This window comes from Sphingopyxis sp. (genome assembly GCF_036675685.1).
Lineage (GTDB): Bacteria > Pseudomonadota > Alphaproteobacteria > Sphingomonadales > Sphingomonadaceae > Sphingopyxis.
In genome coordinates, this window is sequence record NZ_JAKFEM010000004.1 from 157,194 (window position 1) to 169,492 (window position 12,299).

Here is a 12,299-nt window from a genome sequence, read left to right on the forward strand (position 1 = left end):
TATGGAGCGCAGCCTGTTGCAACGGATCGAGGCCTTTCTGAAGGAATCGGCGATGCCGCCGAGCGTGTTCGGCCGCGCCGCGGTGCGCGACCCGCGGCTCGTCAGCGATTTGCGCGGCGGGCGCGAGCCGGGGCACCGCGTGATATGCCGTGTGGAACATTTCATGAACAAATGGCGTGCCGAGCGCCATGCCGGGCGTGTCGCGCCGGAGGGCGATCGCCGCATCCGGACGGCACGCACGCTTGGTGCGGGAGTGCAGGCATGATGCGCTGGTCACCCGCGCAGCCGCCGCGCCCCGGATGCCCGCACCGCCGGCTTGGCACCCTGCTTGCGCGCGAACTGCCGCCCGGACTGGCGCTCGGCGCATCGACCTTTCGTCCGTGGGCGAGCGCCAGCTTTGTCGGCGCGCGTCACATCTTTCCCTGCCTTCTCGCAACCGGCGATACGACCGTGATGCGCGATGCGTTGCAGGATCGGCTGGGCGCGACCGACTGGGCGCTGCCCGGGCATATCGTCGCCGACGTCGCGGTGGCGTGCGGATCCGACCCGCACATGCTGCGGATCGAAATATTGACCGTCGAGGATTAACCTACCGACTGGCGGGTCATCCGTTGCAGCGTGCCGAGCGCGGCTTCGAGCGCGAGGTCGACCTCGGCTTCGTCACCGGGGACGGTGCCTTCGCGAACCGGGATCGCAGCGGTCGCGGCGTGGGCGTTCGGGACCCGGCGGCGCGCCAGCCCCGCCTCGAAACGCGCGACCATCGCATCAAGCGAATTGTCGGCAAGATCGGGCATCGCCGGCCCTGTCATCTCGGCGGGTTGCAGCCAGGGTTCGTCGCCCGTCGCGACCGCGTCATCGGGCGCAAGGTCGGCGAGCACCAGTTCGTCCACCGCGTCCACATCGGGTTCGCCCAGCCACAGGTCGGGCGCGACAGCTTCGCCGGCCAGACTTCGGTCCAGCGGCCCGAGCCCGCCCGCGGGCAGGTCGCGGCCCGCGCGGATCGGCGGGCGCGGCGCGTCATCGGGGTGGAGGTCGACGCGGCGGCGGCGCGTCAAAATCTCTTCGCCATCGTCCTCGTCCGCCTCGGCGGCGGAGGCACGGAAACGGCGATGCAGCGACGACAGGCCGGCGGCCTCGGGCGTGGCGATCAGCAGCGCGACGAGGCCCGCGATGATGGCGGCGACCGCTGCCATGCCGAACGCGAGCGCGAGCCGGCCGCCATTGCCGATCGGCGGCACGAAGAAATCGGACAGGCGGTCAAGATAGAGGTTCCAGCTGATCCCCGCGACCCATGAAAAGGGCATCACGGCGGCGAACAGGAAGGTCAGCGCCGCGGCGCCGATCACCGCCGGCATGGCGGGCGCAAGCCCGCGCAGCAGCGCGGTCCATACGGCCTTACCGGGATTTTCGCTGGTCTCGTCCATATCGTCCAAATCCGTGTGGCCCACCGGGCCATCCTTTCGTCGTACCGGGTGCGTCGTCAAACGCCGCCGCGCAGCAATCGCTGGTAAACAGGCTCGTAACGTAAAATGTTTGATGACCAGTTACGATGGGTTTCGACAAAAATACGTGCTGTCCGCCGTCGCTCCGGCCACATCCCCCGATTTTCGAGCAGCGCGGCCAGCGCGGTGGCGATGGCCTCGGGATCGTCGGGTGCGAACAGCGTGCCCGTTTTCCCGTCCTCGATCAGCTCGCGATGCCCGCCGACATCGGACGCCGCGACCAGCTTGCCCTGCGCCATCGCCTCGAGCGGTTTCAGCGGCGTGACAAGGTCGGTGAGCCGCATCTTCTTGCGCGGATAGGCGAGAATATCGATCAGCGAATAATAGCGCTCGACCTCTTGATGCGGAACGCGGCCAACGAAATGGATATGCGGCGCGGCGGGCGAGGCCGCGGCTTGGCGCTTCAGCGCCGCCTCCATCGGCCCGCCGCCGACCAGGAGGAGCCGCGCCTTCGGCTGCGCCGCGACCAGCGCGGGCATTGCGGCGATCAGATCGTCGATCCCCTCATAGTCGTAAAAGCTGCCGATATAGCCGATCACCACATCATCGGCGGCGAGGCCCAGCGTTTTGGCCAGGGCATCGTCGCGGGGCGGCGGATCGCCGAACAGCTCGAGATCGACGCCGTTCGGCGACACAATGATCTTCGCGGGGTCGATGCCGCGCGCGATCAGGTCGCCGCGCAGCCCTTCGCAGATCACCGCGACGGCATCGGCCGATTTCACCGCATGGGTTTCGACCCGCTTGGTCAACCAATAGCGCGGGCTGCCCTCACGCCCGGTGCCGTTGCCGACCGCCGCATCCTCCCAGAAGGCGCGGATTTCATAGATGACGGGGATGCCCAGCCGCTTGCCGACGCGCAGCGCCGCGAGCGCGTCGAGCACCGGCGAATGGGCGTGGAGCAGGTCGGGTTTCAATTCCTCGACCAGCGCCGCGACCCGCTTCGCGAGCGCGCCGATTTCGCGCCACTCGCGGACCGGCGAACGCGCCGGCGCGATCGGCGGGGTGCGATAGAAGGTCAGCCCGTCGACCGTCTCGCCGCCCCCATCTTCTTTGGCTTGCCCGGGTTCGGGATGGCGCACGCCGGTAACGCCCGCAACTTCCCAGCCCTTCGCGACCTGCGCCTTCATCAGCGCGCGCGTGCGAAAGGTGTAGCCGCTGTGCGCCGGCAGGCTATGATCGAGGACGTGTAAAATTCGGGTCATCGCGGATGGTCTTTCGCAGACAAGGCTTAACGCGGCGTCAACCCAGATAGCCTAGGCAACGCCCCAGGGTCAGAACCTATGGACGACGCGATCGAGGTTTGAAGCGATTTTGTTCAGGGCAAGGAAGCGAGGCGCAGGCATATGAATATATTCCAAGGCTCGCTGACGCAGCCATGGACAAAATCGGTCAAATCCCGAAGGGACGTCGAAATGGCTTCGATCTCGCCTCCACGCGGCCTTGCAGGTGGAACCACCATCTGCGGCGGCCACGCGAAGGCGATCCCTTCGCCATTTCGACGCCTCGACCGCGTCGTCCATAGGTTCTGACCCCTGATGGTCGACAATTTTTCCATTGCCCTGACGCACGTCCTGATGGCGATTGCGTTATGGCGCCTGCTCTATCGCGACGATCTCGACCGCGAGGTCAGCCCGCGGCTGCTCTGGCAGCAGCGCCGCGATGCCGAACGCGCCGAAGCGGATGCACGCCCCGATGCGTGACATCGCGTTCGTCGCCTTTCTCTTCGCGTTCATCGGGGTCGGCTTCCGCAAGCCGTTCCTGTTCGTCCTGTGCTTTTGCTACATCGACATCGTCGCGCCGCAACGCCTCAGCTATTTCCTGATCAACTCGATCCCGATCTCGCTGATCGTCTTCGGTCTCGCGATCGTCGGCTGGCTCGCCGCCGACGATAAACGCGATACACGGTGGTCGGGGCGGCAATTCCTGCTGATGGCACTCTTGCTCTATTGCTGGATGACGACGACCCAGGCCGATTTCCCCGTCGAGGCGGCCGACAAATGGAGCTGGGTGTGGAAGGCGCTGGTCTGGGCGATCTTCCTGCCGCTGACGCTCCGCACCAAGCTCCGGATCGAATCGCTGATCCTCATCATGCTGCTGTCGGCGGCGTCGATCGCGATCGCGGGCGGGATCAAGACCGCGGCGGGCGGCGGCGGTTACGGCACGCTCCAACTGCTGCTCAACGAAAATTACGGCCTCTACGAAGGGTCGATCATGTCGACCGTCGGCATTGCGATCATCCCGCTGATCCTCTGGTATCGGCGCCACGGCACCATCTTCCCGCCCGACTGGCGCGTTTCGCTCTTCTGTTTCGCGCTCTGCTTCGCGTGCATGCTGCTGCCGATCGGGACGCAGGCACGCACCGGGCTCGTCTGCCTCGCGGTGCTCGCCGTGCTGTCGCTGCGCGCGGTCAAGCACCGCTTCCTCTATATGGCGGGCGCGGGGCTGCTCGCGGTCGCGGCGATCCCCTTCCTGCCGCAAAGCTTTACCGAGCGCATGGAAACGATCCGCGATCACAAGTCCGACCAATCGGCCTCGACACGCGTCGCGGTGTGGGCGTGGACATGGGAATATGCGAAGGAAAACCCGTTTGGCGGGGGGTTCGAGGCCTATATCCAGAACAGCGTCCGCGTCGAAAAGGCGGCAGGCGCCTATGACCCGAACAAGCCACAAGAAGCCGAACCGACGGTCTATGAAGAGCATTCGCGCGCCTATCACTCGAGCTATTTCGAGATGCTGGGCGAACAGGGCTATCCGGGCCTCGCGCTCTGGCTGCTGCTCCATATTACCGGCCTTGCGCAGATGGAACGCTTGCGGCGGCGCTACATCAAGACCCGGCGCGCCGAGGAACAATGGATCGCGCCGCTCGCGACCGCGCTGCAGAACGGACATATCACCTATATGGTCGGATCGCTGTTCGTCGGCATTGCCTTCCAACCCTTCATTTACATGATGCTGGCGCTCGAAATGGGGCTTTCGACCTATTGCCGCCGCCGCGAACAGGAAGCGGGGTGGCGCCCGCTGACCGCTCGCCCGGCGCAGGTTCCGGCGCGCCAGCCGGTGCCGAATGCGAGCTGACACTGCGCTTTGCGCGACCTCTCCTGATCCGTTCGTGCTGAGCTTGTCGAAGCACCGTTCTTCCTTCGCGTAACGGCGAAAGAAAGAGCGGCCCCCTTCGGCTGCCTTGCAGGCGCTCAGGACAGGCTTCGACAAGCTCAGGGCGAACGGTTTTGAGATTGCGCGATGGTTCGGGACCTTGGACATGCGGCTTCCCGGAACCATCCACCGCCACCGAACGCTATCCCCGCATGTCCGCCACGCGCCTTGTCCATGTCGACGACAGCCTGCCCGGCATCGGCCGCGAGCCTATGCCAGGCGGCTGGCGCTACCGCGACGCCAAGGGAAAGATCATCCGCGAAGCCCGCGAAATCGCCCGCCTCGACGCCATCGCGCTACCCCCCGCCTATGAGGATGCGTGGTTCTGCCCTGCGGCGAACGGCCATATCCTCGCGACCGGTTACGATGCGCGCGGGCGCAAGCAATATCGTTATCACCCGGACTTCCGGCTGGCGCGCGAGGCCGATAAATATGACCGCTGCGCCGCATTCGGCCACGCGCTTCCGCTGCTGCGCGCGCGCCTTGTCGACGACCTGAATCGACGGACCTTGTGCCCGGAGCGTGTCGTCGCCGCGGTGGTGCGCCTGCTCGACCTCGCCGCGCTTCGCGTCGGCAACGAGGAATATGTCGCCGCCAACAAGAGTTTCGGTGCGACGACGCTGCGCCAGCGCCATGCCGAACTGACGGGACAGCGGCTTCGGCTGCGCTACCGCGCCAAGGGCGGCGCGCTGCGCGAGGTCACAATCAGCGATCGCAGCCTCGCGACGCTGGTCCGCCGCCTGCAGGATCTGCCCGGCCAGAATCTTTTCCAATATGAAGATGCGGACGGCCTCTGCGCCGTCGGGTCGGAGGATGTGAACGCCTATATCCGCGATGCGATGGGCGAGGAATTCAGTGCCAAGCATTTCCGCACATGGTCGGCCAGTGTCGAGGCCTTCGCTTTCCTCTATGACGCCCCCGAGCCGCCGACGCTGAAGGCGATGCTCGAACATGTTGCCGACCATCTCGGCAACACGCCGGCGATCGCGCGCAAGGCCTATGTCCACCCGGCGATGATCGCCGCGGCGCAGGACCACGAAGATTTTGCCCCGATGGCCGGCGACCTGCCGCGCGCAACGCGCTATCTTTCGCGTTACGAACGCGGATTTTTGACCTATCTGGAGCGGGCGCCCGCGGCCGCGGTGCTGCTTCAATCCGCCTGATCCGAGACAAGAGGACCCGACGTGACCTTCTCCATCCTTGCTGCCGCGACCACTGCCGCCGCCAAGACCGCGCCCGCGAAGCGCGCGGCGGCGACCAATCCGCTCGAGGATCTGCGCATCTGGTGGGACGCCAGCGTCGCATGGGTGAACAGCCATTGGCTGCAGATCGGCATCGCGGTCGCCGCGGGCCTCGCCATCTATTTCCTGCTGTCGATGATCCGCGGCTTCGCGTTGAAGCGCGCGCAGTCGGCGCCGGGCGAATTCACGCTGACCGACATCGTCGGCCGCGTCATCCACAAGACCAAGTCGACCGTGCTCGCGATCGTAACGATTCGGCTGGTCGCCGGCTATGCCCAGCCGCCGGCGATGATCATGCAGGTCGTCCAGCTTGTCTTCACCATTGCGGTGGTGTTGCAGGTCGCGATCTGGGTGCGCGAAATCATCCTCGGGCTGATCCAGCGCCGCGCCGCCGACGGGCACAACGAAACGCTGTCCAATGCAATGGGCATCATCCGCCTGCTGATCAGCGTCGCTTTGTTCGCGATCGCCACCATCGTCATCCTCGACAATATGGGGGTCAATGTCACCGGCCTCATCGCCGGCCTCGGCATCGGCGGCATCGCGATCGGCCTCGCCGCACAGGGCATTTTCTCCGACCTCTTCGCCTCGCTCTCGATCATCTTCGACCGGCCGTTCCGCGTCGGCGAGACGATCAAGTACGACACGAGCACCGCGACGGTCGAACGCATCGGGCTGAAAAGCACCCGCCTGCGCTCGCTCAACGGCGAATTGCTCGTGATCTCGAACACCAATTTGCTGAGCAAGGAGATTACCAATTTTGCGCATCTCCACCGCCGCCGGATCACCTTCAAGATCGGCGTCATCTATCAGACAACGCCCGAAATGCTGCGCGACCTGCCCGCCTTGCTCGAGGAGCAGGTCGTCGCCGGGGGCCACGAATTCATCCGGTCGAGCTTCCTGACCTTCGGCCCATCGAGCCTCGACTTCGAACTGCTCTTCGACGTCTTCAGCGACGAGTTCGACGTCGTCGCGGCCGCACGCACCGACATCGGGATCCGGCTGTTCGAGGCGATGGCAAAGGCGGGATACGAGTTCGCCTATCCGACGCAGACGACCTTTACCGCGGCGCCCGACGGGACCATGATCATGCCCTACGCCGAGTCTCCGAAGCTCAGGGCCGCGGCGGCAAAGGCAGCAAAGCCCGGCTGACGCTACGGCGGCGCGGCTGCGGGGCTTGGCTCTTGTGCAACGCGGCAAGAGATGCCTAGAACGCGCCCCGAACCAGCATTTTGAGGGGATGACATATGGCCGCCATCACGCCGCAGGAACTGCAGACCAAGGTCGGCGAGCATCTGGGCACATCGGATTGGGTGCTCGTCGATCAGGACATGATCAACAAGTTCGCCGACGCGACCGGCGACCATCAGTTCATCCATATCGACGAGGAAAAGGCCAAGCTGACGCCGTTCGGCGGCACGATCGCCCATGGCTTTCTGACCCTGTCGCTGATGCCGATGCTCGGCGCGAGCACCGACGGCCCCAAGGTCGCGGGCGTCAAGATGGGCGTCAACTATGGTTGCAACAAGGTCCGCTTCCTCGCCCCCGTCCGCTCGGGCAAGCGCGTGCGCAGCCATGTGAAGCTGCTCGAGCTCGAAGAAAAGCGTCCCGGCCAGTGGCAGCAGACCAACGAAGTCTCGGTCGAGATCGAGGGCGAGGAAAAGCCCGCCCTGATCGCCGAATGGATCAGCCAGTTTTTCGTTTGAGCGCCCTCCCCGGCAAAGATTCTGCAAAACTCACCGAAGAGGAATTACATCATGCGTGACGCCGTCATCGTTTCCACCGCCCGCACGCCGCTGACCAAAGCGGCGCGCGGCTCGTTCAACAACACGCTGTCGCCGACCCTCGGCGCCTATTCGGTTCGCGCTGCGGTCGAGCGCGCTGGGCTGGAGGGCGGTGAAGTCGACGACGTCGTCTTCGGCGCCGCGATGCAGCAGGGGTCGCAGACGATGAACGTCGCGCGCCTCATCGCGCTTCGCGCCGGCCTGCCCGTCACCGTCCCCGGCATGTCGATCGACCGCCAATGCTCGTCGGGCCTGATGACGATCGCGACCGCCGCGAAGCAGATCATCGTCGACCGCCAGGACATTTGCGTCGCTGGCGGCGTCGAGAGCATCTCAAAGGTCAGCGGCAGCGGCAAGGTCTTCATCGAGACCGATGCCGAGCTGCTCGCGATGCACAAGGACACGTACATGCCGATGATCGGCACCGCCGAGGTCGTCGCAAAGCGCTACAACATCGGCCGCGAAGCGCAGGACGAATATTCGCTCCAGTCGCAGCAGCGCACCGCCGCCGCGCAGGCCGCCGGGCTCTATGTCGACGAGATCGTCGCGTGCAAGGCGACGATGGGCGTGATGGACAAGGAAACGAAGGAAATCTCGTTCCACGAAGTCGTCGCCGACAAGGATGAATGCAACCGTCCCGACACCACGCTCGAAGGGCTGTCGAGCCTGAAGCCGGTGATGGGCGAAGGCCACACGATCACCGCGGGCAACGCCAGCCAGCTCGCCGACGGCTCGTCGGCGTGCGTCGTGATGGAAGCCAAGGTCGCCGAAAAGCGCGGCCTCCAGCCGCTGGGGCGCTATGTCGGCATGGCGGTCGCGGGCACCGAACCCGACGAAATGGGCATCGGCCCCGTCTTCGCGATCCCCAAGCTGCTCGAACGCTTCGAGCTCAAGATGGACGACATCGGCCTGTGGGAACTCAACGAAGCGTTCGCGGTGCAGGTGCTCTACTGCCGCGACAAGCTCGGTATCCCGAACGAGCTGCTCAACGTCAACGGCGGCTCGATCTCGATCGGCCACCCCTTCGGCATGACCGGCGCGCGCTGCGTCGGCCACGCCTTGCTCGAAGGCAAGCGCCGCGGCGTCAAATATGCCGTCGTCACCATGTGCATCGGCGGCGGCCAGGGCGCAGCGGGCCTGTTCGAGGTCTTCTGATTTGCGGCCCCGTTAAGTGAGACTCAGCAGGCCACGTATCGAGCCGGTCGACCTCGACCGGCTCGATGCCGACCAGCGCGCCGCGCTCGAACCCTTCCTTGCTTCCGAAGGCGGCAAGGTCGGGGGCGGCAAGATCCTCAACATCTTCCGCACCCTCGCCCATGCGCCCAAGGCGCTCACCGCCTTCCTCGGCTGGGGCAACTACATCCTCTCGAAACGCAACGCGCTCACCCCGCGCGACCGCGAGCTCGTCATCCTGCGCACCGGCTACAATTGCCGCTCGGGTTATGAGTGGACGCAGCACAAGCGCATCGGCCTCGACTGCGGGCTCACCGAAGACGAGATCGCGCGCATCAAGGCCGGCCCCGACGCCGCGGGCTGGAACGACCTCGACCGCGCGATGCTCCGCGCGACCGACGAGCTGACCTCCCATCATTTCGTCACCGACGCAAGCTGGGCCGCGCTCGCCCCGCTCGGCGACAAGGGCCGCATGGATCTCGTCATGACCGTCGGTCAATACACGCAGGTATCGATGATATTGAACAGCTTCGGCATCCAGGTCGAGGACGGCTGGGACGTCGATCCCGATCTCAAGGCCTGATCAATTTAGGAGAAAGACATGAGTGGAATCGGTGTGATCGCAACGCTGCGCGTCCAGCCCGGCAAGGAAGCGGAATTCGAAGGCGTCTTCGCCGAACTCGCGGCTGCGGTGCGCGCGAACGAGCCCGGCAACAGCTATTACCGCCCTTTCAAGACAGGCGAGGCTGGCGTGTACAAGATTCTCGAATGCTATGACGACCAGGCGGCGCTCGACGCGCACCGCGCCTCGGACCATTTCCGCTCGATCGGCGCCCGCCTCGGCCCGTGCCTCGCCGGCGCGCCCGAAATCGAGACGCTCAGCGGAATCTGAACGATGCTCTATCCTTCTCCCGCAAGGGGAGAAGGATTAGCTCTCCACCTCGGCGATCTCTCCCGACCGGTCGCCGAGCAAATAGCGTGGCCCCGCGCCGCGCTGCGCCGCCTTGTCCTCGCGGTTGTAGAGCCCGCATTTCTTCAAGGAGAGGCAGCCGCAGCCGATGCAGTTGCCGAGCAGTTCGCGCGTGCGCTCGAGCGCCGCGATCTGCGCGTCGATCCGCGCACCGAGCGCCGTGCTGATCCGCGTCCAGTCGGCGCCATTGGGCGTCCGTCCCGCTGGGAGCCGCGTCAGTTCGGCGGCAATCTCCTCAAGGCTCAGCCCCAGCTGCTGCGCGATCAGGATGAACGAGATGCGGCGGATGTCGGCGCGCAGGAAACGCCGCTGGCCGCCGCTTGTGCGCAAGGCTTCGACCAGCCCCTTTGCCTCGTAAAACCGGATCGCCGACACCGCGACCCCGGTGCGCGCCGCGAGTTCGCCGATAGCGATCAGGTCGGTCCGATGCATGCCGCGCTCCTTGCTTTTTGCTTGATCTCAACCTGACTTGAGCTTTCATAAGCCGTGCGTCAACGCGAATCAGGAGAATAAAGGTGACGCATCCCTTCATCGAGCATGTGAATCTGACGGTCAGCGACCCCGACCGCACCGCCGGAATCCTCTCGGCGATCTTTGGCTGGCACGAACGCTGGCGCGGCCCCGCGCGCGATGGCGGGCGCACGATCCACCTCGGCAGCGACGCCGCTTATATCGCACTCTACACCGGCCCCGATGGTCAGCATGCCGACGCGCAATATCCCAAGGGCGCGCCGCTCAACCATGTCGGGGTGCAGGTCGACGATCTCGACACGATCGAGATGCGCGTGAAAGCGGTCGGCCTGACGCCGTTCAACCATGGCGATTACGAGCCCGGGCGCCGCTTCTACTTCTTCGACCCCGACGGCATCGAATATGAGGTCGTCAGCTATGCCGAGCCGCGCCCGCGCTGAACCGGGCAACATCGGGGAAGCTGCCGCGTTGATGACGTATCGAGGGGCCAAAAGGAGCCATTTCGATGAGCGACGACATCAAGAAGCAGTTCTGGAAGGCACTGGCCGACAGCCCCACTGTCATGGTCGGCGCGACCGGCGAGCGCGAGCATCACATCCCGATGAACGCGCAGCTCGACAAGGATGCGCACGGCGCTTTCTGGTTCTTCACCGCAACCGACAACCGGCTGGCGGGCGGCGGCCCCGCGATGGCGCAATTCACGTCGATCGGGCACGACCTCTTCGCCTGCATCTCGGGCACCTTGCGCCGCGAAACCGACCGCGCGGTGCTCGACAAGCTGTGGAACAACGGCATCGCGGCCTGGTACGAAGGCGGCAAGGACGATCCGAAGCTCGTCCTGCTGCGCTTCGACCTCGACGATGCCGAAATCTGGACCGCCGACCCCGGCATCAAGGGCATGTTCAAGCTCGCGACCGGCATGACGATGAAGGAAGGCGAACTCGGCAAGCACGCCGAGGTGGCGCTGTAATCGCCCGTCGCCCCCGCGGAGGCGGGGGCGACGACTAAAGGACCGGCGGCCCGATCCGCCCCTCGCGAAACTCGAACCCGTTCTCCCGGTCACGCTCGAGCAGCGCCGGCCCGTCGAGATCGACCCAGCGCGCACGCTGCGCGAGAACAAACGCCGGCGCGATCGCAAGGCTGGTGCACAGCATGCACCCGACCATGATCGACAGCCCCGCCGCGTCGGCGGCATCGGCGATCCGCAGCGCCTCGGTCAGCCCGCCCGCCTTGTCGAGCTTGATGTTCACCCCGTCGTAAAAGGCCCCGATCCGCGCCACATCGGCCGCCGTCTGACAGCTTTCGTCGGCGACAAAGGGGATCGGCGCATAGATCGGGTCGAGCAGCGCGTCGGCGCCCACCGGCACGGGCTGCTCGATCATTTCGACCCCCATGTCGGCGAGCGCCTCGGCTTCGCTCAGTATATCGATGTCGCGCCAGCTTTCATTGGCGTCGACGATCAGCCGCGCCTCGGGCGCGCCTTTGCGCACTGCTGCAACGCGCAGCCGATCCCCGTCGCCGGTCAGCTTGAGCTTGAGCAGGCGATAGCCGTCGGCCGCGGCGGTCGCCGCCTGCTCGGCCATCGCGCCGGGCGTGCCGAGCGAGATGGTGAAGGCGGTGACGCGCGACGTCGGCGCACCGTCGCACCCCGCCAGCTGCCAGAGCCTCAGGCCGCGCTGCCGCGCCTCAAGATCCCACAGCGCGCAGTCGAGCGCATTGCGCGCCGCGCCCGCCGCCATCAATTCCTGCACCGCGGCGCGCGCCTCGGCGGCGCCCAGCTCGGCGATATAGGGCGCGACGCGCAACAGCTGGTCGCGGCACCCCGCCGCATCCTCGCCCAGATAATAGATCGGTGTCCCCTCGCCGCGCCCGAGTTCGCCCTCGCCCTCGATTTCGGCGACGACGACATCGACATGCGTCCTGGCGCCGCGGCTGATGACGAACGATCCCTCGACCGGCCAGCGTTCGACACGCGCGCTTTTCAGTTGGATAGCCATGCGGGAAG

Annotated in this window: 16 protein-coding genes; 12 read left to right on the forward strand and 4 right to left on the reverse strand. The window is 65.8% G+C overall.

The features are described 5' to 3' along the window. Window position 1: 1 nt before the first annotated feature. Both V6M50_RS01925 and V6M50_RS01930 read left to right on the forward strand, forming a co-directional pair. Window positions 2-265, forward strand: a complete 264-nt coding sequence (locus tag V6M50_RS01925; RefSeq protein ID WP_332816845.1) for a hypothetical protein — start codon at window positions 2-4, stop codon at window positions 263-265. Next, window positions 262-588 (forward strand): hypothetical protein, encoded by a 327-nt coding sequence (locus V6M50_RS01930; protein ID WP_332816846.1) that lies wholly within the window; start codon window positions 262-264, stop codon window positions 586-588. Before V6M50_RS01925 ends, V6M50_RS01930 begins: the two co-directional genes overlap by 4 nt. Here V6M50_RS01930 and V6M50_RS01935 read toward each other — a convergent pair. Further along, window positions 585-1,424: a hypothetical protein gene (locus tag V6M50_RS01935; RefSeq protein WP_332816847.1), complete on the reverse strand. Its 840-nt coding sequence runs from the start codon at window positions 1,422-1,424 to the stop codon at window positions 585-587. The two genes, V6M50_RS01930 and V6M50_RS01935, sit on opposite strands and share 4 nt — an antisense overlap. A gap of 56 nt (window positions 1,425-1,480) precedes the next feature. After that, on the reverse strand, window positions 1,481-2,704 hold the full coding sequence (locus tag V6M50_RS01940) for a TIGR04063 family PEP-CTERM/XrtA system glycosyltransferase (protein ID WP_332816848.1): 1,224 nt from the start codon (window positions 2,702-2,704) through the stop codon (window positions 1,481-1,483). A 372-nt stretch (window positions 2,705-3,076) separates the two neighbouring features. Between V6M50_RS01940 and V6M50_RS01945 the strand changes: the two genes are divergently transcribed. From V6M50_RS01945 to V6M50_RS01980, 8 genes are all read left to right on the forward strand, one after another. Continuing rightward, window positions 3,077-3,202 carry a hypothetical protein gene (locus V6M50_RS01945; protein ID WP_332816849.1) on the forward strand — a complete coding sequence of 42 codons (126 nt, stop codon included), beginning with the start codon at window positions 3,077-3,079 and terminating at the stop codon, window positions 3,200-3,202. Beyond that, entirely contained in the window at window positions 3,195-4,577 is a 1,383-nt protein-coding gene (locus V6M50_RS01950) for a putative O-glycosylation ligase, exosortase A system-associated (protein WP_332816850.1), read from the forward strand. Before V6M50_RS01945 ends, V6M50_RS01950 begins: the two co-directional genes overlap by 8 nt. Before the next feature lie 230 nt (window positions 4,578-4,807). Beyond that, window positions 4,808-5,818, forward strand: a complete 1,011-nt coding sequence (locus V6M50_RS01955) for a DNA topoisomerase IB (protein WP_332816851.1) — start codon at window positions 4,808-4,810, stop codon at window positions 5,816-5,818. Window positions 5,819-5,839: 21 nt separating this feature from the next. After that, window positions 5,840-7,048 carry a mechanosensitive ion channel family protein gene (locus V6M50_RS01960; protein ID WP_332816852.1) on the forward strand — a complete coding sequence of 403 codons (1,209 nt, stop codon included), beginning with the start codon at window positions 5,840-5,842 and terminating at the stop codon, window positions 7,046-7,048. A gap of 95 nt (window positions 7,049-7,143) precedes the next feature. After that, on the forward strand, window positions 7,144-7,602 hold the full coding sequence (locus V6M50_RS01965; protein ID WP_332816853.1) for a MaoC family dehydratase: 459 nt from the start codon (window positions 7,144-7,146) through the stop codon (window positions 7,600-7,602). Window positions 7,603-7,653: 51 nt separating this feature from the next. Beyond that, window positions 7,654-8,835, forward strand: a complete 1,182-nt coding sequence (locus tag V6M50_RS01970) for an acetyl-CoA C-acyltransferase (protein ID WP_332816854.1) — start codon at window positions 7,654-7,656, stop codon at window positions 8,833-8,835. 16 nt (window positions 8,836-8,851) lie between these two features. Continuing rightward, the gene (locus V6M50_RS01975; protein WP_332816855.1) at window positions 8,852-9,436 is read left to right on the forward strand and encodes a carboxymuconolactone decarboxylase family protein; all 585 of its coding nucleotides are present in this window, start codon (window positions 8,852-8,854) and stop codon (window positions 9,434-9,436) included. 18 nt (window positions 9,437-9,454) lie between these two features. Further along, window positions 9,455-9,745: a putative quinol monooxygenase gene (locus V6M50_RS01980; protein ID WP_332816856.1), complete on the forward strand. Its 291-nt coding sequence runs from the start codon at window positions 9,455-9,457 to the stop codon at window positions 9,743-9,745. A gap of 36 nt (window positions 9,746-9,781) precedes the next feature. On the opposite strand, the gene soxR is transcribed toward V6M50_RS01980, so the two are convergent. Continuing rightward, on the reverse strand, window positions 9,782-10,255 hold the full coding sequence (gene soxR / locus V6M50_RS01985) for a redox-sensitive transcriptional activator SoxR (protein ID WP_332816857.1): 474 nt from the start codon (window positions 10,253-10,255) through the stop codon (window positions 9,782-9,784). 83 nt (window positions 10,256-10,338) lie between these two features. Here soxR and V6M50_RS01990 point away from each other — a divergent pair, with 83 nt between their 5' ends. Continuing rightward, window positions 10,339-10,734, forward strand: coding sequence for a VOC family protein (locus V6M50_RS01990; RefSeq protein WP_332816858.1), 396 nt, complete (start codon window positions 10,339-10,341; stop codon window positions 10,732-10,734). Between the two features lie 65 nt (window positions 10,735-10,799). After that, a complete protein-coding gene (locus V6M50_RS01995) occupies window positions 10,800-11,264 on the forward strand; it encodes a pyridoxamine 5'-phosphate oxidase family protein (RefSeq protein ID WP_332816859.1) in 465 nt (154 codons plus the stop codon). Window positions 11,265-11,298: 34 nt separating this feature from the next. Here the strand turns inward: V6M50_RS01995 and V6M50_RS02000 are convergent, their stop codons facing one another. Next, window positions 11,299-12,291: a dipeptide epimerase gene (locus V6M50_RS02000; protein ID WP_332816860.1), complete on the reverse strand. Its 993-nt coding sequence runs from the start codon at window positions 12,289-12,291 to the stop codon at window positions 11,299-11,301. Window positions 12,292-12,299: the final 8 nt, after the last annotated feature.